Genomic DNA, 23,481 nt, shown 5'->3' on the forward strand with positions numbered 1-23,481 from the left:
GGGAGGCTTTCGTGCGTCGTGTTGTGTATTCGCTCGCCCTTGTGCTGTTGGTGACGGCCTGCGGGTCGCCACCCGCTGCCGCGCCCGCGCGGTCCTCGTCGACGACCGCGAAGCCGACGGCGACGAAGTTCGTCCATCCGGCGGGCTCGGCCGTCCCCGGCACGAAGGCCAAGTTCGGTGAACCGGTCGTGCTCGCCATCCGCTCGGTGGGTGAGGTGGGCCTGGTCTCGGTGACCGTCACGGCGGAGAAACAACCTGCCTCGGCGCTGGCGGACTACGTGAACGAAGACGGCTCGAAGATCAAGAACGAGTCGGTGCACTTCGTCCGGCTGGCGTTCCGCAACGAGAGCGACGTCGACATGTCAGCCCTGGACCCGGTGTTCTTCAAGATCACACTCTCCGATGGGAAAGTCCGGCACCGGGACTCGATCATCGAGCCGCCGCTGCCCAAGTGCGCGGTCAAGCAGGTCGCCCCGCAGAAGCTGATGACCAAGGGATCGACCTTCGAGCTCTGCTACGGGCACGTCATGGCCGACGGCGTTTCCGTGGCCGAGATCGACTACCACGGCCACCATTACTCCGAGAAGCCCGTCGTCTGGTCGTAGCTCACCCAAAGATGGCCTGGTAGGCCGCGACCAGCGCGAACCCGGCGAACACCAGGCCCGCCACCCGCTGGATCAGGTGCGGCTTGATCCGCTCGGCGATCTTGCTGCCCACCAGCACCGCGATTCCCGCGACCGACACCAGCGCCACCCATGCGCCCAGTCCCACCCACACCGGTTCCGCGTAGCGCGCGCTCAATGCGGCCGTGGCGATTTGGGAGGCGTCACCCCATTCGGCGGCGAACAGGACGCCGAAGGAGGTCAGAGCCGCACGCCAGAACGACACCGGGACGTTCGGTCCCGTCTCGTCCAAGCCGTCGTCGTCCTGGTTCGAGAATCCCTCGCGCAGGAGCAGCGCCGCGCCGATGCCGAACAGGGCGGCGACCACGGCGGCCACCACCCGATCCGGTAGCAGTGTCAGCACGCCACCGAATGCGGCGGCGATCACAACCTGCACGGCGAAGGCCGCGCTGACGCCGAGGAAGACCGGCCAGGCCCGGTAGCGGGTGGTCAGGATCAGGGTCGCGACCAGCGTTTTGTCGGGCAGTTCCACGACGAAGACCAGGCCGAACGCGGCCGCGAAAGCGATCAATGCTGTACCCACGACCTACCCTAACCGGGACCTAGGTCCCGCCCAGGCAGGACCCGGGGACATGGCGGCCGGGCCGCCCGTGCCCGACGCTGAGCGGGTGGACGTACTTGATCTCGCGAGGTGGCAGTTCGGCATCACCACCGTCTACCACTTCCTCATGGTCCCGCTGACCATCGGCCTGTCCGTGCTCGTGGCGGGAATGCAGACCGCCTGGGTGCGCACCGGCGACGTGAAGTACCTGCGGATGACCAAGTTCTGGGGCAAGCTGCTGCTGATCAACTTCGCCATGGGCGTGGTGACCGGCATCGTGCAGGAGTTCCAGTTCGGCATGTCCTGGAGCGAGTACTCCCGGTTCGTCGGCGACGTCTTCGGCGCCCCGCTGGCGATGGAGGGGCTGGTCGCGTTCTTCGTCGAGTCGACGTTCCTCGGGCTGTGGATCTTTGGCTGGGACCGGCTGCCCAAGCGGGTGCACCTGGCCTGCGCGTGGGCGTTCAGCCTGGCCACGATCGCCTCGGCGTACTTCATCCTGGCGGCGAACTCGTGGATGCAGCACCCGGTGGGCGTCGTCATGGACGAGGGGCGGCCGCGGCTGACGTCGATCTGGGCGGTGCTGGCCAACAACACCGCGGTCGCCGCCGTGCCGCACACGGTGGCGGGGTGTTTCGCGGTCGCGGGGGCGTTCCTGGTCGGGATCGGCGCCTGGCACCTCTGGCGCGACCGCGGTGACCAGCCGGTGTGGCGGTCGTCGATCAAGCTGGGCAGCTGGGTCGGCGTCGTGGCGTTCTCCGCCCTCGCCATCACCGGTGACCTGCAGAGCAAGCTGATGTTCGAGCAGCAGCCGATGAAGATGGCCGCCGCCGAAGCGCTGTGCCACACGGAGAAGCCCGCGGGTTTCTCCGTGTTCGCGATCGGTGACGTGGGCAGGCCAGACTGTGAGAGCGTCAAGTCGATCACCGTGCCCGCGCTGCTGTCCTTCCTGGCGCACAGCGACTTCGACACCGAGGTCCGTGGGGTCGAGGACCTCGTCGTCGAATACCAAGAGCGGTACGGCACCAACTACCCCGTCGACGAACGGCTCGGGGAGCTGTCCGGGAAGCCGATCGACTACGTCCCGGTGCTTCCGGTCACCTACTGGGGTTTCCGGCTGATGATCGGCTTCGGCGCGGTGTCGGCGTTCATCGGCGTGGTCGTGCTGTGGTTGACCCGCAAGGGAAGGCTGCCGCGGACGAAGTGGTTCCCGCGGCTGGCGCTGGCAGGCATCGCGACCCCGTTCATCGGCAACAGCATGGGGTGGATCTTCACTGAGATGGGCCGCCAGCCGTTCGTCGTCGTGCCCAATCCGTCCGGTGTGGACGGTGTCTGGATGTTCACCGCGCGCGGGGTGTCGGGGCTGACCGTGGGTGAGGTGCTGACCTCGCTGATCGCGCTGACGCTGGTCTACGCGGCGCTGGCGGCGGTCGAGGTGTTCCTGATCGCGCGCTACGTGCGCGCCGGGGTCGCCGGTGTGATGCCCGAGAAGCCCGACAAGCCCGACGAGCCGAGCGACACGCTCGCGTTCGCGTACTGAGGAGAGACGATGGATCTCGCGGTCGTCTGGTTCTGCGTCATCGCCGTGCTGTGGCTGGGCTACCTGTTCTTGGAGGGCTTCGACTTCGGCGTCGGCATGCTGCTTCCGGTGCTGGCCAAGGACAACACCGAACGCCGAGTCATGATCAACACCATTGGGCCGGTCTGGGACGGCAACGAGGTGTGGGTGATCGTCGCGATCGGCGCGACCTTCGCCGCGTTCCCCGGGTGGTACGCGTCCCTGCTCAGCGCGGCGTTCCTGCCGCTGCTGGTGGTCCTGCTCGGGCTGATCGGGCGCGGGGTCGCGTTCGAGTACCGGGGCAAGGTCGACACCGAGCGGTGGCGGCGCTGGTGGGACCGGGTGATCATGACCGGTTCCTGGACCGCCGCGCTCGGCTTCGGCCTGATCATCGCGACCACCGTGTTCGGCCTTCCGCTGGACCAGAACGGGAACCGGGTCGGCTCCGTCTTCGCCGCCATCCGCCCGGCGACGGTCCTCGGCGCAGTGGCGCTCGCCGGGTTCTCCCTGGTCCACGGCGCGGTGTTCCTTTCGCTCAAGACCGACGGCGAGATCCGGCTGCGGGCGCGGCGGCTGGCCACGCGCTTCGGCCCGTTCGCGTTGCTGCCACTGGGCGCGCTGCTCGTGTGGGTGCAGGTCGACTCGGGGTCGGTGTGGACCTGGGTCGCGGTCGCCGTGGTGGTCGTGGCCGCGGCGAGCGCGTTCGAACGGCTGGAGAAGGGACGGGAAGGGCAGGCGTTCGCGGCGCTCGGCGTGGTCATCGCGGCGTCGGTGGTGGGCCTGTTCGGGGCGCTCTACCCGAACGTTCTGCCGTCCACTTTGGATCCGGCGTTCTCGTTGACGGTCGAGAACACCGCGTCGAGCCCGTACACGCTGACCGTGATGAGTTGGGTCGCCCTGTTCGGCACGCCCGCGGTGCTCGTCTACCAGGGGTGGACGTACTGGGTGTTCCGCAAGCGGGTGAGCGCCGCGCACATCCCGCCGGTGCACGTCCCGTGAAGCCGCTGCGGGCACTGTCCGCTTCGGCGCGGCGGGCGTTGGCGGCCTGCGCCGTGCTCGCCGTGGCAGCCGGCGCGGCCGTCGTCTGGCAGGCGTGGGCGCTCGCGTCCGCGATCACGGGCGGACCGCTCGCGCCCCTGGCCGTCGCGGTGGTGACGCGGGGCCTGCTCGGCTGGGCGACCCAGGTCGTGGCCGCCCGGGCCGCGGCGGGCGCCAAGGCGGAGTTGCGCGCGGTGCTCCTTGACCGGGCGCTCGCCACCGGACCCGAGTGGATCGCCGCGCGCGGCGCCGGTGAGCTGACTTCCTTGGCCACCAAGGGTTTGGACGCCCTCGACGACTACTTCGGCACGTACCTCCCGGCGCTCGTCACCGCGGCGGTGACCCCGATCGGCGTCGGCGCGGTCATCCTGTTCGTCGACTGGCCCTCGGCGGTCGTGGTCGCGCTGACGGTGCCGCTGGTCCCGCTGTTCGCGATCCTCATCGGGCGCTACACCCAGGACCGGGTCGCGGGGGCAGCCGCCGCCACCGAGCGGCTGTCCGGTCACCTGCTGGAACTGGTCCGGGCGCTGCCGGTGCTCACCGCGTTCCGCCGCGCCGCCGCCCAGGCCGAGGCGGTGCGCCGCACGTCGGAGTCCCATCGGCGCGGCACGCTCGGGGTGCTCAAGGTCGCGTTCGTGTCCGCGCTCGCGCTGGAGCTGATCGCGACCCTGTCGGTGGCACTCGTCGCGGTCGTCATCGGGCTGCGTCTGGTGACCGGCGACCTCACGCTCGTTGTGGGGTTGTTCGTGCTGATCGTCGTGCCCGAGTGCTACCTGCCGCTGCGTGCGGCGGGGGCGGCGCACCACGCGGCGGAGGACGGCGTGGAGGCCGCCCGCCGGGTCGCCGCCGTGCCCGAGGGGCCGGTCGTCGCGGGGCAGACGGTGTCCGGCTTCGGCGAACTCCGGGTCGAGGACCTTCGCGTCGAGCGGCGCGAAGGGTTCGCGCCGGACGGGGTGTCGCTGGTGGTCAGGCCGGGGGAGATCGCCCGGCTGGACTCGCCGAGCGGTAGCGGAAAGTCGACATTCTTCGCGGTGCTGCTGGGCTTCGTGTCCCCGACTAGTGGAAACGTGCTGGTAGACGGCGTGCGTTTGAGTGACGTCGATATGTCGACTTGGCGGCAAATCGTCTCCTGGGTGCCGCAGCGGCCGACCTTCGCCGAGTCGCTCGTGGCCGACGAGGTCGGTCCACATCCGGCCGAGTTGGCGCGCGACCTCGCCGTCGCACACCTGCTGGACCGTCGGGTTGACGACCTGTCGGCGGGTGAACGCCAGCGGGTCGCCCTGCTGCGGGCCCTCGCTCGGCCCGACACCCGGCTGCTGATCCTGGACGAGCCGACCGCCCACCTGGACCCGGCGACGGCGGCCCAGGTGATGTCGGTGATCGAGCGGGCGGCCGAGAGGGGCATCGCGGTCCTGCTCGCCACCCACCGGGCGGTGGAGGCGGGCGAGACGCCGGTGACCGGTAGGGCCGTCACCGTCGCGGACGCGGCCGAACGACCAGGCGCTCCACTGTGGACACTGCTGACCCGGCGGACACTCGCGGGCGCGGCACTGGGTGCGGCGGCCCTGATCTCCGGCGTGGCCTTGACGGCCCTGTCGGCGTGGCTGATCGCGAAGGCGGCCCAGCAGCCCCCGATCCTGGTGCTGTCGGTGGCGATTGTGGGGGTGCGGACGTTCGGCCTCGCCCGCGCGGGCCTGCGCTACGCGGAGCGCCTGGTCACCCACGACGCAGCCTTCCGGACGGCCACCGACCTGAGGGTCCGGCTGTGGACCGCCCTGGTCGCGCGCGGGCCGGCCAGGTTGCCCAGAAACGACGAGGGCCAGCGCAGACTCGTCGACGACGTAGACTTGGTGCGCGACCTGACCCCGCGTGTCCTGGTCCCGCCGCTGATCGCGGTGGCCGTGATCATCGCCGCCGTCACCGTCCAAACGGCGATCCTGCCCGCCGCGGGACTGGCCCTCGCCGTCGCCGCGCTCGCCGCCCTGATCGGCGCGCCTGCCCTGACCCTCGTCATCGACCGCCGCGCCACGACCGCGATGGCCCACGACCGCCGGACCCTGGCGGCCAGTGTGCTCACCCTGCTGGACGGCGCCGCCGACCTCATCGCCTTCGGCCGAGACAGCCGCCGTCGAGCCGCCATCGCGGCACTCGACACCAGCCTCACCACCCGCGCCCGAACCCAGGCCCTCGGCGCCGGGGCAGGAGCGGCCCTGATCACCCTGACGTTGGGCCTCGCCAGTGTCGCCTGCATCGCACTGGCCGTACCGGTCCTCGACCCGGTCCTGATCCCCATCGTCGCCCTACTCCCACTGGCCCTGACCGACGCGCTAGCCACCCTCCCCACCGCCGCGACCCACCTGGCCCCCCTGCGCTCAGCCCACCACCGGGTGACATCACTGCTGGCGGAACACCCGTCCCAGACGAGAGCACCGCTCCACTCCGAGAGCACTGCTCTCGCAAGTGAGCACCGCTCTCCGCTGGGCGCACTGCCCGCAGGCGAGAGCACTGCTCTCGCTGGTGAGCACCGCTCGCCAGTCGGGGTACCGCACCGACTCGAGAGCACTGCTCTCGGAAGTGAGCACTGCTCTCCGTTGGGCCCACTGTCCACAGGCGAGAGCGCTGCTCTCGGAAGTGAGCACTGCTCTCCGTTGGGCCCACTGTCCACAGGCGAGAGCGCTGCTCTCGCTGGTGAGCGCTGCTCGCCGGTCGGGGTGCCGCACCGTGTCGAGAGCACTGCTCTCCGAAGTGAGCACTGCTCTCCCGAGCGAGCGGTGCTCCGGAGCGAGAGTGCGACTCACGGGGATGAGCACGTGCGACTGACCGGCGCGGACATCCGGTGGGACGGCGCCGATCGGCTCGCGCTCAGTGGGGTGGAGCTGCGGGTCGCCGCCGGGACGCACGTCGCGGTGGTGGGGCCATCGGGGGCGGGTAAGTCGACGTTGCTGGCCTTGTTGCTCGGGTTCCTCGAACCCGAGCGCGGCCACGTGCGTCGACCGTCCTCGACCGCGTGGTGTCCGCAGGACGCGATGCTCGTCTCCACCACCGTGCGGGAGAACCTTCGCCTGGCCAAGCCGCACGCCACCGACGCCGCGCTGCGCGTTGCGCTCGATCAGGTCGGGCTGCCTGACCTGCTCGACGCCCAGGCCGCCACCCTCTCCGGCGGGGAGGCGCAGCGGGTCGCGCTCGTGCGCGCGTTGCTCGCCGACGCCGATCTCCTCCTGCTCGACGAGCCGACCGCGCACCTCGACGCCGTGGCCGCCGAGCGGGTGATGGCCAGCCTGCGGGACGTCCGCGGGACCGTCGTGCACGTCACGCACCGGGCGGAGGAAGCGGCCGCCGCCGACCTGGTCGTGGAGATCACCGACGGCGAACTACTGGTGAGGCCCTAAAGTTGAACCCGACCATGGACCCAAGCCTCGCCGCGCGCACCCTCACCGCGGCCACCGAGATCGCCACCGCCGCGCTGTCCGGCGACGATCCCGAAGCCGTGCTCGACCTCGTCGTGCGCAGTGCCGCCGCCCTGGCCGAAGCCGATCTCTGCCTGGTCATGGCCCGCGGCGTCGACGGTTCGCTCACCGTCGAAGCCGCCCACGGTGCCCGGGAGCCGATCGGGCTGGTGCTCTCGCCGCGTTCGTCTGCGGCTCGGGTCGCGCGTGGGGGTGTGCCGATCGTCGCCGATGACGTCACCACCGATCCGCGGACCTCGCCGTACGTGCCGCGTGAACTGCAGGGGTACGGGCCGTTCGCGGCGGCGCCGTTCGGCACCCGGGAGCGCAGGCTCGGCGCGCTCACGGTCTACCGGCGGCGCGGCGGGCCGCCGTTCACCCCGGCGACCGTGGACGTCCTGACCGCGTTCGCCGCGCAGGCCGGGCTCGTCCTGGTGCTGGCCGAGGGCGCCACCGCCCGGCAGCGGGTCGACCTCTACGAGGAGCGCGAACGCATCGCCCGCGACCTCCACGACGTCATCGTGCAGCGCCTCTACGCCGCCGGTATGCAGCTCGACCTGCTCGCCCGCAAGCCGTCCCGCAAGCTCGCCAAACCCGACGCGACCCGTCTTGGCGACGCCGTCGACCAGCTCGACGCCGCCATCGAAGACGTCCGCGCCGTCGTGCGCACCCTGCGCCAACCCGACCCCGAACAGCCCGCCGCGCGCCTGAGCGACTCGGCCCGCGCGGAGATCGAGACGGCCCGTGAGCTGCTCGGCTTCGCCCCGACCTTCCACCTCATCGGCGAACTCGACGACCTGCCGCCCACCGTGGCCGACAACGTCCGAGCCGCCCTGCGCGAAGCCCTGTCCAATGTGGTCAGACACGCGGGCGCCCTGCGCGTCGCCGTCCACTTGCGACGGGAGGGCGGCGTCCTGCGCCTGACCGTCGCCGACGACGGCTGCGGCATCCCCGAGGGCGTCAGCCGCCGCGGCCTGAACAACCTGCGCGAGCGCGCGGAACTCGCGGGCGGTCGCTGCGAGGTCCGCTCGTCGCCACGCTCGGGCACATCCGTGACGTGGGAGGTTCCCGTTCCCTGACCGGTGTGCCAAAATTCGGGCGCATCGAAACTGGGGAGTGGGTCATGTTCTATCTGGGTGGGTTCTTCGGCGTCATCACGCTGGCTTTGTGGATCTTCGCGGTGGTCGATGTGATCACCACCGACGAGGGCTCGTGCCGCAACCTGCCGAAGTTCGGCTGGCTGATCCTGGTGTTGTTCTTCCCGCTGGTCGGGTCGATCGTGTGGTTCGTGGCCGGACGTCCGCAGACTTCCGGGCGGGTCTACCGGGGGGCTTACGAGCGGGAGACGCCCCGCTTCCCCGAGTACGACCGGCCCGGCCGGTTCGCCGCGGGCAGCCCCGACGATGACGAGGACTTCCTGCGCCGCTGCCGTGAGCGCGCCGAGGAGCAGCGCCGCAAGGGTCGCGAAGAGGGTTAGATCGCCGGCGGGAACCCGCACAGCCGCGGGTTCTCGTCAGGGCTTGCGCCGCGCCACCCAGGCGACCGCCTGGGTGCGCCGCTGCATCCCCAGCTTCGCCAGCACGCTCGTCACGTAGTTCTTCACCGTCTTCTCCGCCAGGAACAGCCGCTCGGCGATCTGCCGGTTCGACAGGCCCTCCCCGACCAGCGTCAGCACCTCACGCTCGCGGTCGGTCAGGCCCGCCAGATCATCGGGCCGCCGCATATGGTCGAGGACGTGAGCGGTCGTCAGCGGGTCCAGCAGTGACCGGCCCGCCGCCACCTCGCGGATCGCGGTGACCAGATCCTGGCCGCGCACCTGCTTGAGCAGGTACCCGGCCGCGCCCGCCATGATCGCCTCGACCAGGGCCCGCTCGTCGTCGAAGGCGGTCAGGACCAGGCAGTGCGGGGCGGGGTCCATCGCCCGCAGCGAGCGGCACAGTCCGACCCCGTCGCCGTCGGGCAGGCGGACGTCGACCACCGCCACATCCGGCTTGGTCGCCCCGGCCCGGACCAGTGCCTCGGCGACCGAGCCCGCCTCGGCGACGACCTCGATGCCGTCCTCGCTGTTGATGAGGTCGCGCAGGCCACGGCGGACGACCTCGTGGTCATCGACCAACAGCACATGGATCATGCGTGGAGCCTAGAGCTTGCGGAGCCTTACCCGACTGATCCGGTGGTCGGCGTCCTTGCGCAGGACCAGGGTCGCGCGCGGGCGCGTGGGGAGGATGTTGTTGACCAGGTTCGGCTGGTTGGTGCGCATCCACAGCCGCCTGCCCTCCTCCTGGGCCTCTTCGTCGCTCAGCGCGGCGTAGTGGTGGAAGTGCGACGCCGGGTCGGCGAACGCGGTGCCGCGGAACGCCAGGAAGCGGTCGATGTACCAGCGCTCGATGTCGTCGGTGTGCGCGTCGACGTAGATCGAGAAGTCGAACAGGTCCGACACCGCCAGCCGAGGGCCGGGCTGCAGCACGTTGAGCCCCTCGACGATCAGGATGTCGGGGCGGCGGACGACCTGCTCCTCGCCGGGCACGATGTCGTAGAGCAGGTGCGAGTACACCGGCGCGCGGACCTCGTCGGCGCCCGCCTTGACCTCCGAGACGAACCGCAGCAGCGCCCGACGGTCGTAGCTCTCGGGGAAGCCCTTGCGGCTCATCAGGCCGCGCCGGATCAGCTCGGCCTTCGGGAAAAGGAAGCCGTCGGTGGTCACCAGATCCACGTGCGGGTGGTCCGGCCAACGCGCCAGCAGCGTGCGCAGCAGTCGGGCGGTGGTCGACTTGCCGACGGCGACGCTGCCCGCGATGCCGATCACGAACGGCACCTTCGTTGCCTCGTGGATGTCCTCGCCGAGGAACGCCGTGGTCGACTCGTAGAGCCGCTGCCGGGCCGCGACCTGCAGCGAGATCAGCCGCGACAGGGGCAGGTAGACGTCGACGACCTCCTCGAGGTCGACCGGGTCGCGAAGACCGCGCAGCTGGACCAGCTCGTCGAGGGTGAGGGGCAGCGGCGTCGATTTGCGCAGCTGCCGCCACTGCTCGCGACGGAGTTCGACGTACGGGCTCAGCTCGCGCACCCGCGCCATAGGGACTCCCTCGCCTGCGATGTGAGGACTTACCGCGCAAACGTAGGCGTTGCGGAGGGGTTTTCGCTGTGACGGATTACACCGTTTGAGGGACAGAAGGTGTGTCGCACATGACGGCGAGATGACGGTTGATCCTGTGGTAAGTGCTCTGGCCTGCGGGAACGTCTCAGGCGGCGGGGAACGCCTCGTCCCAGGCCGCCACCACCTGGCGGGCGCAGACCTTCGGGTCCACGCGTCCCACGCCGGTGCCTAGGCCAGGCATCGCGATCTTCCTGACCGCGGCCCGCACCGCGGTGCCGTCGTCGAGGACGCCCTCGCGCCACAGGCGGAAGACCGCCCGGGCGGCGAGGTACGGGTGCACGGTGTCCGCGGGCAGGACCGTCGACGGTTCACGCATGGTCGGCGCGCTGATGAGCCACGCGGGCGCCGCCGCCCCGGTCGGGACGATCAGCGCCTCGCCGACCGGCAGCTCACCGCCGTGGGTGGCCAGCACCGCGCTGCGCACCCGCTGCTCGATCGCCGGGAAGGTGTCGGCGTAGACCGCGTCGATGCCGCCGCGCATCCAGCCGAAGGAATTGGCGGGGGAGACCACCGCGTCCGCCCCGGTGTCCACAATGGACCCGCGGTGCACGTGGATCTCGGGCCTGCCCGCCGCCGCGGCCGCCCATGCCTGCGCCATCGCGTCGCTTACCGCGCACAGCACCAGATCGAGGGTGCCCGCGCGCGGTCGTAGGTCGGTCACCTGTCCGGTCTCCGAATCCGCGGTCACGACTCCCAGCATGACACCGAACGCCGCCGCCGGGTAACCGCCATTTGGCCGGCGCACCACACGTTCGGGTGGTCTGCCTGGACCGACCCGGTGCTGCGTACTGTGGAGCCGTGCCGAGAATCGCCTACTTCGGACCGCAGGGCACGTTCACCGAACAGGCCGCCCGTGCGTTCGACGAGCACGCCGACCTCGTGCCGCTGTCCACGATCCCCGAGGTCGTCGCCGCGCTGCGCGCGGGAGCGGCCGACTTCGCCTGCGTGCCCATCGAGAACTCCGTCGAGGGGTCGGTGTCGGCCACGATGGACACCCTCGCCGCCGACGACCCGGTCGTCGCGGTCGGCGAGCACGTGCTGCCGATCCGGTTCTCGCTGCTGACCAGGCCGGGGACCGCCGCCGCGGACATCACGACCGTGGCCAGCCACCCGCACGCGCTCGCCCAGGTCCGCGACTGGCTGGGCAAGAACCTGCCCGGCGCCCGGCAGCTCGCGTCGACCTCCACCGCGGCCGCCGCCGTCGGCGTGCTCGACGGCGAGTTCGACGCCGCGATCACCGCGCCCGTCGCCTCCGCGCACTACCCGCTGACCGTGCTGGCCTCCGACCTCGCCGACGAGGGCGACGCCGTCACCCGGTTCCTGCTGCTGGCCCCGCCCGGCACGGTGACCGAGCCGACCGGGTCCGACCGCACGTCGGTCATCGTCGTGGTGTCACACCGGCCCGGCGAGCTGGCCGCCATGCTCACCGAGTTCGCGCTGCGCGGGCTCAACCTCTCCCGGATCGAGTCGCGCCCGCTGCGCGCCCGGTTCGGCGAGTACCGCTTCTACCTCGACTTCGACGGCCACGTCAGCGAGGCGAGGGTCGGCGACGCCCTCGCCGCGCTGCACCGCCGCAGCCAGGACGTTCGTTTCCTCGGCTCGTACCCGAAGGCCGACGGCTCGGCCTCGGTCGCCGTGCCCGGCTCGCAAGACACCGATTACGAAGCGTCCGCCGCGTGGCTCGCCGCGCTGCGAAGAAGGGAGCAGGAGTGAGCGGTATGCGGCTCATGTTGGTCAGACACGGCGAGACGCCGTCCAACGTCCGGCACGTGCTCGACTCCCGCCCACCCGGCCCCCCGCTCACCGAACTCGGCCGCAGGCAGGCCGAGGCGCTGGCCGACCGGCTCGCCGACCACCCGGTCGTCGCGGTCTACGCGAGTACCGCTATCCGCGCGCAGGAGACCGCCGAGCCGGTCGCGAAGTTCCACGGACTGCAGGTCGACGTGCTCGACGGCGTGCACGAAGTCCAGGTCGGCGACCTCGAGGGACTTTCCGACCCGGACTCGATCCGCCGCTTCGGCGAGATCTTCCTGCGCTGGACCGCGGGTGACCTCGCCGCGGCCATGCCCGGCGGCGAGACCGGCCAGGAGATCCACGACCGGTTCCTCAAGGCCGTCTCGCTGATCTGCGAAGAGCATTCCGAGGGCATGGTCGTCGTGGCGACGCACGGTGGTGTGATCCGGCTGATCGCCGAGTACCTCGCCGACAACGTCGGGCCCCAGCTCGCCAACGCCGGTCTCATCCCCAACACCGGGCACGTTCTGCTCGAACCTCGCGAATCGGGCTGGCACTGTGTCGAGTGGACTGGGGTTGAAATCTAGGTTGAGTTCCAGCCCTGTGCGAAATTCGGAGGGAATTGTCGGCGGGTCGGTCTAGCCTCGCGAGTGATTCATTCTTCGACCAAACGCCCGGGAGACTCGCTCATGCCCCCCTCCGCGTCCCAGGTCGCGGTGCACGCCGAGGCGCTGGTGAAGACCTACGGGTCGACCCGCGCCCTCGACGGTGTCGACCTGGAGATCCGCTCCGGAACCGTGCTCGGCCTGCTCGGCCCCAACGGCGCCGGGAAGACCACCACGGTCCGGATCCTCACGACTCTGCTCAAACCCGACTCCGGCCGGGCGTTCGTCGCGGGCCACGACGTGCTCGCCGACCCGGCCGCGGTGCGGCGCAGCATCGGGCTCTCCGGCCAGTACGCGGCCGTGGACGAGAACCTCACCGGCTACGAGAACCTCTACATGGTCGGCAGGCTCTACGGCATGTCGCGGTCCGATTCCGGCGCCAGGGCCCGCGCGCTGCTCGACCGCTTCCGGCTCAAGGACGCCGCCGAGCGCCCCGCCAAGACGTACTCCGGCGGTATGCGGCGCAGGCTCGACCTCGCGGGGGCGCTGGTCGCCGAGCCCACGGTCGTCGTCCTGGACGAGCCGACCACCGGGCTCGACCCGCGCGGCCGGATGGACACCTGGGACGTCATCGGCGAACTCGTCGCCGACGGTGCCACGGTCCTGCTCACCACGCAGTACCTCGAAGAGGCCGACCAGCTCGCCGACAACATCCTGGTGATCGACCGCGGCAAGGTCATCGCGGGCGGCACGCCCGACCAGCTCAAGAACGGCGTCGGCGGCGAGCGCATCGAGGTCGTCGTCGGCGAGGCGAGCGAGGTCGAGAAGACCCGCCAGATCCTGTTCAGCCTCGGTTCCAGCGAGCCGTCGGTCGACGAGCACCAGCGCCGCGTGTCGGTCAAGGTCGACACCGGCCCGAAGGCGCTGGTCGAGGCCCTGCGCAGGCTCGACCAGGAGGGCATCGCGGTGCTCGACGTCGCGCTGCACCGCCCGACGCTCGACGACGTGTTCCTCTCGCTCACCGGCCACGCGGCCGAAGAAGTCGCCGAACCTTCGGAACCGCAGTCCAAGGGCCGCAAGAGCAAGAAGGGGGCCTCCTGATGAGTGTCATCACCGCGAGCGCCCGCGACAGCGGCGTCGTGACCTGGCGAAACCTGATGAACGTGCGCCGCCAGCCCGACCTGCTCCTCGGCGCCACCATCCAGCCGATCATGTTCGTGCTGCTGTTCGCCTTCGTGTTCGGCGGCAGCATCGGCGACAACCCGGACGCCTACCGCGAGTTCCTGATGGGCGGCATCTTCGCCCAGACGGTGGCGTTCAACTCGGCGTACACCACCCTCGGCATGGCGGCCGACCTGGAGAAGGGCGTCATCGACCGGTTCCGGTCGCTGCCGATGTCGCGCGGGGCCGTCCTGCTCGGGCGCACCACCTCCGACCTCGTGGTCAGCGCCCTGGGCCTGCTGGTCATGTCGATCTGCGGGCTGCTCGTGGGCTGGCGGATCCGGGGCAGCTTCCTCGACGCGGTCCTCGCCTACGCGATCCTGCTGCTGTTCTCGTTCGCGATGTCGTGGGTCGGCGCGTTCGTCGGCATGGCGTCGGGCAACGTCCAGGTCGCGCAGAGCGCGGGCTTCATCTGGATGTTCCCGCTGACGTTCGTGTCGTCGGCGTTCGTCTCGGCGAACTCGTTGCCCGGCCCGCTCAAGGTCTTCGCGAACTGGAACCCGGTCACGGTCGTGGCCGACGCGGTCCGCGACCTGTTCGGCAACCCACGTCCCGGCGTCCTGCAGGCGACGTCGGACTCCTGGCCCGCGCAGCACTCGATCCTGTGGTCGATCGTGTCCTGCCTGCTCATCCTGGCGATCTTCGCGCCGATCGCGGTCGCCAAGTACCGCAAGGTGGCCAGCAAGTAGGGCGAGCAGTCGGTCGGCGGGCGCCCTACGGGGTGCCCGCCGTCGACATGCTGTCGACCTCGCCGCGGTGGCCCGCCAGGGCGAACCACACCGCCGCGGCGAGGGCGAGCTGCAGCACGCCCGAGATCGCGAACACCGCCCGCGTGCCGAGCCAGGTCGCGAGCAGGCCGCCGAGCAGCGCGCCGACCGGGATGGCCCCCCACACCGCGGTCCGCCAGACGCCGAGGACCCGGCCGAAGAGGTGGTCGGGGACCAGCGCGTGCCGCAGCGATCCCAGGATCACGTTCACCACCACGACGGCCGCGGCGAACCCGCCGAACAGCAGGCTGGCCGTCACCGGGTCCTTCGACACCGACATCGCGGTGAACGCCAGCCCGCAGCACACGATCGAGCCGACGAGCACGGTCCGCCGCGACAGCGCCCGGGTCAACCGGGGCGCGGTGAACGCGCCGATGATTCCTCCCGCGCCGCCGACCAGCGCGAACACGCCGAAGGTCGCCTCGCTGAGGTGGATGTCCTGCAGCGCGTAGAGCACCAACAGGGCCTGCGCCAGTTCGGTCGCGAGCGCCATGGTCGCGGCGAACACCGCGAGCCGCACCATCAGGGCGTTGCCCCGCAGCCAGCGCACGCCCTCGCCGAGCTGTACGCGCAGCGACTGGGTCGGGCCGGTGACGACCGGCCGGAAGCGGCCGTTGATGCCGATCAGCAGCACTGCCGCGATCGCGAAGCCCGCCGAGTTCAGCAGGAACGGCATCGCGGCGAACACGGCGAAGGTGAGGCTGCCGAGCGGGCCGCCGAGGAAGGTCTGGCCGACGATCTCGACCGACTGCAGCTTCCCGTTGGCCGATTCGAGTTGATCGCGCGGCACGACGGCGGGAACAAGCGCTTGCGCCGCGTTGTCGGCCACCGTCTCCACGGCGCCGAGCAGAAGCGCCATTACGTAGAGTAGCCAAATTGTGGTCGCGTCGGCCAGGACGAGCAGGCCCAGGCCGCCGACGATCACGGCTCTGGAGAGGTTGGCGATCAGCATCGCGCGTCGTCGGTCCACCCGGTCGACCAGCGCGCCACTGACCGTCGCGAACAGCAGCCAGGGCAGGAACGCGGTCGCCGAAAGACCGGCGATCAAGATCGGATCTCGGGTGATACTGGCCGCGAGCAGGGGAAAAGCCACCTTGCCGATGCCGTCGCCGAGGTTGGACAGCGCACTGGAACCCAGCAACCAGCGCAGTCGCCTGTCCTTCACACCGTCGCCCCCCATCGGCACGACGGGTAATCGTGCCGAGCTGGTTCCCACCATGCCGAGGACGCTACTGAGGGCTTACGCGCGGTTACTACCTCCGAACGGGCGTTGTCCCTCCCCGGCGATTGCGCCGAACACCCGCACGTGCGCCCGCCCGCCCGGAGTTTCCGAAAGTAACCCGCCGCCTTTGGAACCGCGACTCGTCGCAGGTCAGGGGGATATCGAGGCCGCGTACGGGACCGATCCGGCCGGTGATCACCGCGCGGCGCGGTCGTGATCACTGACAGACTGGAAGATCACCGTCGCCGACCCGGGAGTCGTCATGCGCGTTGCCATGATCGCGATCCTCATCGCCGCGCTGTCCGCGTGCGGCACGACCTCGGCCCCGGAGCCGCTGCCCGCGGTGAGCGCGGACCCGTCCGCGGTTCCCGGCCAGTCGCCCGCCCCCGGCAAGTCACCCGCCCCCGCCACCTCGGAGGTGGCCGCCCTGCCCGATGTCGTGGGCATGAACCACCAGTCCGCCCAGGACGCGCTGCAGGCGGCGGGCTTCTACTACCTCACCGAGGAGGACGCGACCGGCCAGGGCAGGCTGTTGGTGTCCGACCGCAACTGGGTGGTCGTCGAACAGGTCCCGGCGGCGGGCACCAAGGTGGCCAAGACCGAGAAGATCCTTCTGCGATCGAAGAAGAAGGGGGACTAGTGACTCTCGAGGAGCTCGCCGAGCGCCAGCGCGCGTTCATCACCGCCCGCGAGTGGGAGCCGTTCCACACGCCGAAGAACCTGGTCATGGCCCTGACCGGCGAAGTCGGCGAACTCACCGAGCTGTTCCAGTGGCTCACTCCGGAGCAGGCCGCGGCGGCGGGCGCGGACCCCGACCTGCGCCCCAAGATCTCCGACGAACTCGCCGACGTCCTGCTCTACCTGGTCCGCCTCGCCGACACGCTCGACGTCGACCTCATCGAGGCCGCCAACGCCAAGATCGACCGCAACGAACACCGCTTCCCCGTCGGCGATGGCGCCCACTCCGGCCTGCGCCGAGTCCCGGACAGTTCGACCCGCTGAACGAGTCAGGCGACAGCGAGCGTCTTGCGCAGGCGGTTGAGCGCCCGGTGTTGCGCGACGCGGATGGCTTCGGCGGTGGTGCCCATCGTGTCGGCGGTCTCCTGGGCGGACATGCCCAGCACGATCCGCATGATCAGGATGTCGCGCTGGCGCTGGGTGAGGGTGCGCAGCAGCGCGCCGGTGTGCTCGGCCAGCTCGTGGCGCAGGGTGATCTGCTCCGGCCCGTCGTCGAGGCTCATCACGTCCGGGTTCTCCGCGGTGGGGTCGGACTTGTCCCGGGTGTTGGCCCGGTGCACGTCGGCGATCTTGTGCGCGGCGATGCCGTAGACGAAGGACAGGAACGGCCTGCCCAGCTGCTGGTAGCTCGGGAGGGCGCGGAAAACGGCGACACAGACCTCCTGGGCCACGTCGTCCGGGCTGCTGAACGAGCGCGGCATCCGCCCGAGCTTCACCCGGCAGTACCGGACGATGAGCGGCCGCAGGAACAGCAGCAGCGCGTCGGTGGCACCCCCGTCGCCCGCGATGGCGGCCGCGACGGCTTCTTCCACGTTGTAGCGGTCGACCGGCCCCACGAAGCGCGGCCGGGGTCTCACGGTTCGAAGCGATGCTTCGAGTTCCGCGAGTTCGTCGTCAAGCTCCACCGTGCACAACATCGCGTCCTCCTGCGCCAGTGACTCTCACCCCTAAGAGAGCCGGGCAGGACACGCGAAATACATGCCGGATGGTTCTTTCTGACCGATCCGGCCGATTCTCCTGATTCGGTAGCGGAGTGCTCTCAGTCGGTCACTGGGGGATATCCAGGCGGTAGAGATCGTGGGTGCGCATCACCCGGATGACCTTTTCGGCATAGTGCGGGTCGGTGGCGTACCGCTTGGCGACCTCGGTGATGAAGGCGTCCGGGTCGGCGGCGAGCGGCAGCGCGGCGGCGTAATACGGGCTGGTCGAAAGGTGTCTGCCGTAGTCGCGGAACGAGTCGGTCATCGACGCGTAGACCCGGAACTCGCCGACGGCGGGGTGGCAGTCCGGGGTGCACTCGGTCGTCGGGTGCTCGACGCAGCCGACCGCGATCGGCCCCGGCACGCCGGGGGCCTTGCATTTGTAGCCGAAGTAATTGCGGGCCTTCGTGGCCAGCGGGCTGCGGCCCCACCCGGATTCGACGATGGACTGCGCCGCCGTCACCGACGCGGGGATCGCGAATTCCGCGGCCACCGCCCGGGCGGCGGGCATCGCGGCGGCCAGGTACTGCTCGTCGGTGGCGTCCTCGGCTGCCGCGGGCACGGACCACAGTGCCAGCAGGGCCAAGGCGAGAACTGTGGCTCGCATGCCAAGAAGCGTCAGCGCGGTGCGCCGGACGTGCAACCGCGCGTCACTCGAACGAGTGGGTCTTGACATCCGCGCGCGCTCGCGCCAGCCTGGAGAAGTAACTGTTACCGGTCGTAACAGATAACGGCGACGTGGCCGTGAGAGGTGGACACCGATGGCTCGTGCTCTCGAACCCAAGGAATCCGACCAGGTCGGAGCCCGGCTGCTCGAAGCGTCCGTCCGCAACAGCTACGACCCGCACCTCGACATCGACTGGGACGCGCCGCTGGCCGTGGGCAAGGCGTACATGCCGTTCGAGCGGGTCTCCCTCTACGGCACCGACCTGTGGCGCGGGCTCGGCGAGGAGCAGCGGATCGAGCTGTCGAAGCACGAGATCGCCAGCATCGCGGGCGTCGGGCTGTGGTTCGAGATCATCCTGATGCAGCTGCTCGTGCGCTACGCCTACGACCTCGACCCGACGAGCCCGCACGCGCAGTACGCGCTGACCGAGATCGGCGACGAGACCCGGCACTCGATCATGTTCGCCAAGGCGATCGCCCGGTTCGGCGCACCCGTCTACGGCCCGGGGCGGACCATCCACGAACTCGGCCGGATCTACAAGACGATCGCGGGCGGCCCGTCGATGTTCGCCGCCGTGCTCGTCGCCGAGGAGACCACCGACCGGCTCCAGCGGTCCACAATGGACAACCCGGACATGCAGCCACTCATCCGCATGGTCAACCGGATCCACGTCGTGGAGGAGGCCCGGCACGTCCGCTACGCCCGCGAGGAAGTCATCCGCGCGGTGCCCAAGCTCAACCGCGCGCAGCTGGAGTTCCACCGGCTCGCGACCGCCGTCACGGCCTTCGCGGTGATCGACTCGCTGGTCAACCCGCGGGTGTACCTGTCGGTCGGGATCGACCCGCGGGAGGGGCGCGCGGCCGCGCTGGCCAACCCGAACTTCCGCGAGACGCGGCGGTGGATGGCGGAGAAGGTGATGGAGTTCCTGACCGACGTGGGCATGGTCGGCGGCCCGTCGAAAGCCATCCTGCGCCGCGCCCATCTGCTGCGCTGAACTAAACTCGTTCGGCAAAAACCCAAGGCACACTTAGGCTTTCCCCATGTCAGCGACCACGATACCCGGCAAGCACGTCGACATTCGCCTGTGGACCCAGCCCGAAACGGTTGAGGGACAGGCGATGGCGCAGCTGCAGAACATCGCCGCGCTGCCGTGGGTCTTCAAGCACGTCGCCGTCATGCCCGATGTGCACTACGGAAAGGGCGCCACGGTCGGCTCGGTCATCGCCATGCGCGACGCCGTCTCGCCCGCGGCGGTCGGTGTCGACATCGGCTGCGGGATGAGCGCGGTCCGCACGTCGCTCACCGCGAACGACCTGCCCGCGGGCCTGGCCAAGCTGCGCTCCGACATCGAGGCCGCCGTGCCGGTCGGTTTCGCCGCGCACAAGGCGGAGGCGTTCACCGGGCGCGACGCGGCGGACTGGCCGACGTTCTGGAAGGCGTTCGACGACCTCACCCCGCTCGTGCGGCGCAACGAGGGCAAGGCGCACCAGCAGATGGGCACCCTCGGCGGCGGCAACCACTTCATCGAGATCTGCCTGGACGAGTCCAAGCAGGTCTGGGTGATGCTGCACTCGGGTTCCCGGGGGATCGGGAACATCCTGGCGCAGCACCACATCGAGGTGGCCCGCAAGCTCGCGCACAACCAGGACCTGCCCGACCGCGACCTCGCCGTGTTCCTCGCGGGCACCCCGCAGATGGCGGCCTACCGGCACGACCTGACGTGGGCGCAGGAGTACGCGCGCCGCAACCGCGCGGTCATGCTGCGGCTGATCTGCGACGTGCTGCGCAAGCAGTTCTGGACGGTCAAGTTCGACGAGCCGATCTCGGTGCACCACAACTACGTCGCCGAGGAGACCCACTTCGGCGAGCAGGTCCTGGTCACCCGCAAGGGCGCGATCCGGGCGGGCCGGGGCGAGCTGGGGGTCATCCCGGGTTCGATGGGGACGGGGTCCTACATCGTGCGCGGGCTCGGCAACCCGGACTCCTTCGAGTCGGCGTCGCACGGCGCCGGTCGGCGGATGTCGCGCAACAAGGCGAAGCAGCGGTACACCCGTGAGGACTTGATCGAACAGACCAAGGGCGTCGAGTGCCGCAAGGACTCGGGTGTGGTCGACGAGATCCCGGCGGCCTACAAGGACCTGGACGAAGTGATCCGCAACCAGGACGACCTGGTTGAGGTCGTCGCCAAGCTCAAGCAGATCATCTGCGTGAAGGGCTGAGACCCGCGCGTCCGGATTAATTCGGGTGCGCGGGTCCCGACCCGCTTGTACATTTCCGGCATGGCGTTCCAGGTTTTCTACCTCTGATACCGGCCGCGAGCCCGCGCGGCTCGTGCTGCCCATCCGCACCTCATCAGATTCCTGGAGTTCTCCCATGCCACATGTGGCTTTCCTGGCCGTGCCCGCGCACGGCCACGTCAATCCCAGCCTCGCCCTGGTCGCCGAGTTGGTCGGCCGCGGCCACCGGGTCACCTTCGCCATCAACGACGAGTTCGCCGCGCTGGTCGAACGCGCGGGCGCCGAGGTCGTGCCCTACGAGTCGACGTTCTCGGCCGCGGTCGAGAAGCTCGCCAACGAGCCGGACGACCTGGCCTCCGCGCAGCGGATGTTCCACGACGAGATGGTCGCGGTCACCCCGCAGGTCGAAGCCGCCTACGCGGGCGACCGCCCGGACGTGGTCGTCTACGACATCGGCGCCTGGCACGCGCCGATCCTCGCCGCGAAGTGGCAGGTCCCGGCGATCCAGCTCTCGCCCACCTTCGTCGCCTACGACGGGATGGCCGAGGACTTCGGCATCGACCTCGACGCCGAGCCCACCCCGGAGATGGCGGCGCTGATCGCCGAGTTCGACGAGTTCGCCGCCGCGCAGGGCGTCGACCTCACCCGGGACGAGGTCATCTACCTGCCGAAACGGTGCGTGGTCACCATCCCGCGCAGCTGGCAGCTCAAGGGCGAGAAGGTCGCCGACCACTACACCTTCGTCGGCCCGAGCGTCGACACCCGTGCAGGCGAGTGGATCGCGCCCGACGAGCGGCCGGTGCTGCTGGTCAGCCTCGGCTCGGCCTACAACGACCGGCTGGACTTCTACCGGGAATGCGTGCGCGCGTTCACCGGGCTCGATTGGCACGTGCTGCTGTCGGTCGGCAAGTCCATCGACCCGGCCGAGCTGGGCGAGGTCCCGGCGAACTTCGAGGTCGTCCAGTGGGTGCCGCAGGTGAGCGTGCTGGCCAAGGCGAGCGCCTTCGTCACCCACGCGGGGATGGGCTCGACCATGGAGGGCCTGTACTTCGGGGTGCCGATGGTCGCGGTCCCGCAGGCCGTCGACCAGTTCATGAACGGCGCCCGGCTCGCCGAACTGGGCCTCGGCGCGCACGTGCCGAAGGAGGAGGCCACGGCCGACCGGCTGCGCGAGGCGGTGCTGCACGTGGCGTCCGACCCGGACATCGCGGCGCGGGTCAAGGCCGTTCGCGACGAAGTCCGCGCCGCCGGGGGCGCTGCCAAGGCGGCCGACGTAATCGAGTCGGTGCTCTAGCGGCCCGCCGACAAGACCGCCACCTAAGGGGACCGGGACGAAAGTCGAGCACGGTCACCGCCAAACGCACGCATCACGCGGAGGGCGACCAAAACCTAAAATTTCGGGGAGGCGGACTAGCCCCAACCCAGTTCGTGGAGGCGGTCGTCGTCGACGCCGAAGTGGTGGGCGATCTCGTGCACCACGGTGATGGCGACCTCCTCCACGACGTCCTCCTCGGAGTCGCAGATGTCGAGGATGGCCTCGCGGTAGATGAAGATCCGGTCGGGCAGCTCGCCGCCGTACATCGACGTGCGCTCGGTCAGCGCGATGCCGTGGTAGAGGCCAAGCAGGGTCGGGTCGTGCTCGTCGCGGTCCTCGACCAGCACGACGACGTTGTTCATCGCGGCCGCGAACTCAGGGGGAATCAGGTCCAGCGCGTCGGTGACGAGTTCGTCGAACCGCTGCCGGGGCATCTCCACGGCCACCCGCTCAGCCGCCGGACGGCGTCGGCGCGCCTGGCGGCGGCTGTGAGGCGGGTGGCTGCGAGGCGGGTGGCGTGGTGGCGGGCACCGCGCGGACGCTGCCGGTGACCGGCGCCAGACCGCTGCCGTCGGGCAGCTTCGCGCCGACCCGGCAGTCGACCTTGCGTGACCCCGCGGCCCAGCTCTCCGGGCGCAGCGTGTCCGGGTACGGGGTGAGGCCCTTCTTCGCGAGGTCGGCGCCGCCGGTGTACGCCGTGGTGACGGCCGCGCACAGGTCGCTGGCCCGCTCGGTCTGGGCCTCGACGGCCGGGTAGTCGGCGGGGAACGCGGCGCCCAGGTCGACGTTGCCGACGATCTCGAAGGCGTGCGCCTGGTCGCAGGCGACCGGGTCGCCGATCTCCTGGCCGACCAGGGCCAGGCAGGTGCCCGGCTCGTGGATCTTGGACTGGTCCTGGCGGGCCGCCGACCCCACCGTCGTGAGCAGCGCGCCGGACGGGGCCGCGCTCTGCAGGCCGCAGCGGACCTTGCGGTCACCCTCGTCCCACTGCTCGTTGGTCGGCTTGAGCGCGTTGACGCTGAACTTGCCGAACGGGTCGAGGTTGCCGCCGAGGTAGGTGACCGCGCCCGGTGTGCACTTGGCGACGGCGATCGCCTGCCACTTCTCCGTGTCCGGCGGCGGGGCGTTCTCCGGGTACTCGCCGGAGATGTCGACATTGCTGGTGACCTCGAAGAGGTGGGCCTGGGCGCAATCGACCCGGCGCATGTCCGCGCCCTCCGGCGGCGTCCACTGCAGGCAGCTGCCCGCGGGGGAGTCGAAAGCCTTGCGGCGCTCCTCCTGGGCGACGGCCACCGGGTCGTTGCGGCCGGCCTCGACCGGCCACGAGAAGAGGATGCTCGAGCACAGCAAAATCAGCGCACCGGCGAAGGCACCGGCCATCAGGAGCCGTGTCTTCGCCGTCGCATCATTTGGTCGAAACCATTCGCTGCTTCCAGACATCTATTCCATGATGCCGTGTCCCGGTCCGGGGCGCGGCTACCGGGCACCGATCTGGGCTGGACGCGAGGTTGCGATCAGGACAATCATCCCACCTCGGAGAGCTTGGATCGGTACTGTTCGCGCCGGGAGTGGTTC

Annotated in this window: 24 protein-coding genes; 15 read left to right on the forward strand and 9 right to left on the reverse strand. The window is 70.3% G+C overall.

From position 1 onward, the window contains the following. Positions 1-11 precede the first annotated feature (11 nt). Positions 12-605 carry a hypothetical protein gene (locus C8E96_RS08635; RefSeq protein ID WP_133794271.1) on the forward strand — a complete coding sequence of 198 codons (594 nt, stop codon included), beginning with the start codon at positions 12-14 and terminating at the stop codon, positions 603-605. Between the two features lies 1 nt (position 606). On the opposite strand, the gene C8E96_RS08640 is transcribed toward C8E96_RS08635, so the two are convergent. Next, positions 607-1,194, reverse strand: a complete 588-nt coding sequence (locus C8E96_RS08640) for a TMEM165/GDT1 family protein (protein ID WP_091384248.1) — start codon at positions 1,192-1,194, stop codon at positions 607-609. 97 nt (positions 1,195-1,291) lie between these two features. Here C8E96_RS08640 and C8E96_RS08645 point away from each other — a divergent pair, with 97 nt between their 5' ends. Genes C8E96_RS08645 through C8E96_RS08665 form a run of 5 tightly spaced genes read left to right on the forward strand, consistent with a single transcriptional unit; the run spans position 1,292 to position 8,740 of the window. Further along, the gene (locus tag C8E96_RS08645) at positions 1,292-2,761 is read left to right on the forward strand and encodes a cytochrome ubiquinol oxidase subunit I (protein ID WP_091384314.1); all 1,470 of its coding nucleotides are present in this window, start codon (positions 1,292-1,294) and stop codon (positions 2,759-2,761) included. Between the two features lie 9 nt (positions 2,762-2,770). After that, entirely contained in the window at positions 2,771-3,778 is a 1,008-nt protein-coding gene (gene cydB, locus C8E96_RS08650; RefSeq protein WP_091384251.1) for a cytochrome d ubiquinol oxidase subunit II, read from the forward strand. Continuing rightward, complete coding sequence (gene cydD, locus C8E96_RS08655) at positions 3,775-7,206, forward strand: thiol reductant ABC exporter subunit CydD (protein WP_228770373.1); 3,432 nt, start codon at positions 3,775-3,777, stop codon at positions 7,204-7,206. Before cydB ends, cydD begins: the two co-directional genes overlap by 4 nt. A 14-nt stretch (positions 7,207-7,220) precedes the next feature. Then, positions 7,221-8,342: a GAF domain-containing sensor histidine kinase gene (locus tag C8E96_RS08660; RefSeq protein ID WP_091384317.1), complete on the forward strand. Its 1,122-nt coding sequence runs from the start codon at positions 7,221-7,223 to the stop codon at positions 8,340-8,342. A 44-nt stretch (positions 8,343-8,386) separates the two neighbouring features. Then, positions 8,387-8,740: a PLD nuclease N-terminal domain-containing protein gene (locus tag C8E96_RS08665; RefSeq protein ID WP_091384257.1), complete on the forward strand. Its 354-nt coding sequence runs from the start codon at positions 8,387-8,389 to the stop codon at positions 8,738-8,740. A gap of 36 nt (positions 8,741-8,776) precedes the next feature. Here the strand turns inward: C8E96_RS08665 and C8E96_RS08670 are convergent, their stop codons facing one another. The 3 genes from C8E96_RS08670 to C8E96_RS08680 all read right to left on the reverse strand — a co-directional run bounded on the left by C8E96_RS08670 (position 8,777) and on the right by C8E96_RS08680 (position 11,108). After that, the gene (locus C8E96_RS08670; RefSeq protein WP_091384260.1) at positions 8,777-9,394 is read right to left on the reverse strand and encodes a response regulator; all 618 of its coding nucleotides are present in this window, start codon (positions 9,392-9,394) and stop codon (positions 8,777-8,779) included. Positions 9,395-9,403: 9 nt separating this feature from the next. Then, complete coding sequence (gene coaA / locus C8E96_RS08675; protein WP_091384263.1) at positions 9,404-10,339, reverse strand: type I pantothenate kinase; 936 nt, start codon at positions 10,337-10,339, stop codon at positions 9,404-9,406. A 166-nt stretch (positions 10,340-10,505) separates the two neighbouring features. Then, positions 10,506-11,108, reverse strand: a complete 603-nt coding sequence (locus C8E96_RS08680; protein WP_407642611.1) for a macro domain-containing protein — start codon at positions 11,106-11,108, stop codon at positions 10,506-10,508. A gap of 110 nt (positions 11,109-11,218) precedes the next feature. Here C8E96_RS08680 and pheA point away from each other — a divergent pair, with 110 nt between their 5' ends. The 4 genes from pheA (at position 11,219) to C8E96_RS08700 (ending at position 14,669) form a co-directional block, all read left to right on the forward strand. Beyond that, entirely contained in the window at positions 11,219-12,133 is a 915-nt protein-coding gene (gene pheA / locus C8E96_RS08685; RefSeq protein WP_091384266.1) for a prephenate dehydratase, read from the forward strand. A gap of 5 nt (positions 12,134-12,138) precedes the next feature. After that, entirely contained in the window at positions 12,139-12,741 is a 603-nt protein-coding gene (locus tag C8E96_RS08690; RefSeq protein WP_091384269.1) for a histidine phosphatase family protein, read from the forward strand. Positions 12,742-12,843: 102 nt separating this feature from the next. Then, positions 12,844-13,860 (forward strand): ATP-binding cassette domain-containing protein, encoded by a 1,017-nt coding sequence (locus tag C8E96_RS08695; protein WP_091384272.1) that lies wholly within the window; start codon positions 12,844-12,846, stop codon positions 13,858-13,860. Continuing rightward, positions 13,860-14,669: an ABC transporter permease gene (locus C8E96_RS08700; protein ID WP_091384275.1), complete on the forward strand. Its 810-nt coding sequence runs from the start codon at positions 13,860-13,862 to the stop codon at positions 14,667-14,669. The genes C8E96_RS08695 and C8E96_RS08700 overlap by 1 nt, the downstream gene beginning before the upstream one ends. 25 nt (positions 14,670-14,694) lie before the next feature. Here the strand turns inward: C8E96_RS08700 and C8E96_RS08705 are convergent, their stop codons facing one another. Further along, positions 14,695-15,927, reverse strand: coding sequence for an MFS transporter (locus C8E96_RS08705; protein WP_091384278.1), 1,233 nt, complete (start codon positions 15,925-15,927; stop codon positions 14,695-14,697). Between the two features lie 304 nt (positions 15,928-16,231). Here C8E96_RS08705 and C8E96_RS08710 point away from each other — a divergent pair, with 304 nt between their 5' ends. Then, positions 16,232-16,609: a PASTA domain-containing protein gene (locus tag C8E96_RS08710; RefSeq protein WP_091384282.1), complete on the forward strand. Its 378-nt coding sequence runs from the start codon at positions 16,232-16,234 to the stop codon at positions 16,607-16,609. Further along, a complete protein-coding gene (locus C8E96_RS08715; protein ID WP_091384284.1) occupies positions 16,609-16,971 on the forward strand; it encodes a nucleotide pyrophosphohydrolase in 363 nt (120 codons plus the stop codon). The genes C8E96_RS08710 and C8E96_RS08715 overlap by 1 nt, the downstream gene beginning before the upstream one ends. A gap of 5 nt (positions 16,972-16,976) precedes the next feature. Here the strand turns inward: C8E96_RS08715 and shbA are convergent, their stop codons facing one another. Then, the gene (shbA, locus tag C8E96_RS08720; RefSeq protein ID WP_091384287.1) at positions 16,977-17,624 is read right to left on the reverse strand and encodes an RNA polymerase sigma factor ShbA; all 648 of its coding nucleotides are present in this window, start codon (positions 17,622-17,624) and stop codon (positions 16,977-16,979) included. A 130-nt stretch (positions 17,625-17,754) separates the two neighbouring features. Beyond that, on the reverse strand, positions 17,755-18,294 hold the full coding sequence (locus tag C8E96_RS08725; protein ID WP_091384323.1) for a glucosaminidase domain-containing protein: 540 nt from the start codon (positions 18,292-18,294) through the stop codon (positions 17,755-17,757). A 154-nt stretch (positions 18,295-18,448) separates the two neighbouring features. Between C8E96_RS08725 and C8E96_RS08730 the strand changes: the two genes are divergently transcribed. From C8E96_RS08730 to C8E96_RS08740, 3 genes are all read left to right on the forward strand, one after another. Beyond that, positions 18,449-19,348 (forward strand): AurF N-oxygenase family protein, encoded by a 900-nt coding sequence (locus tag C8E96_RS08730; RefSeq protein WP_091384290.1) that lies wholly within the window; start codon positions 18,449-18,451, stop codon positions 19,346-19,348. Positions 19,349-19,394: 46 nt separating this feature from the next. Further along, the gene (locus C8E96_RS08735; RefSeq protein ID WP_091384293.1) at positions 19,395-20,573 is read left to right on the forward strand and encodes an RtcB family protein; all 1,179 of its coding nucleotides are present in this window, start codon (positions 19,395-19,397) and stop codon (positions 20,571-20,573) included. Between the two features lie 154 nt (positions 20,574-20,727). Beyond that, positions 20,728-21,885 carry a macrolide family glycosyltransferase gene (locus C8E96_RS08740; protein ID WP_091384295.1) on the forward strand — a complete coding sequence of 386 codons (1,158 nt, stop codon included), beginning with the start codon at positions 20,728-20,730 and terminating at the stop codon, positions 21,883-21,885. Positions 21,886-22,001: 116 nt separating this feature from the next. Here the strand turns inward: C8E96_RS08740 and C8E96_RS08745 are convergent, their stop codons facing one another. Beyond that, a complete protein-coding gene (locus C8E96_RS08745) occupies positions 22,002-22,352 on the reverse strand; it encodes a metallopeptidase family protein (RefSeq protein ID WP_091384298.1) in 351 nt (116 codons plus the stop codon). A 4-nt stretch (positions 22,353-22,356) separates the two neighbouring features. Then, positions 22,357-23,286 (reverse strand): septum formation family protein, encoded by a 930-nt coding sequence (locus C8E96_RS08750; protein WP_166657923.1) that lies wholly within the window; start codon positions 23,284-23,286, stop codon positions 22,357-22,359. Positions 23,287-23,481: the final 195 nt, after the last annotated feature.

It is taken from the genome of Actinokineospora alba, from assembly GCF_004362515.1.
GTDB classification, from domain to species: Bacteria; Actinomycetota; Actinomycetes; order Mycobacteriales; family Pseudonocardiaceae; genus Actinokineospora; species Actinokineospora alba.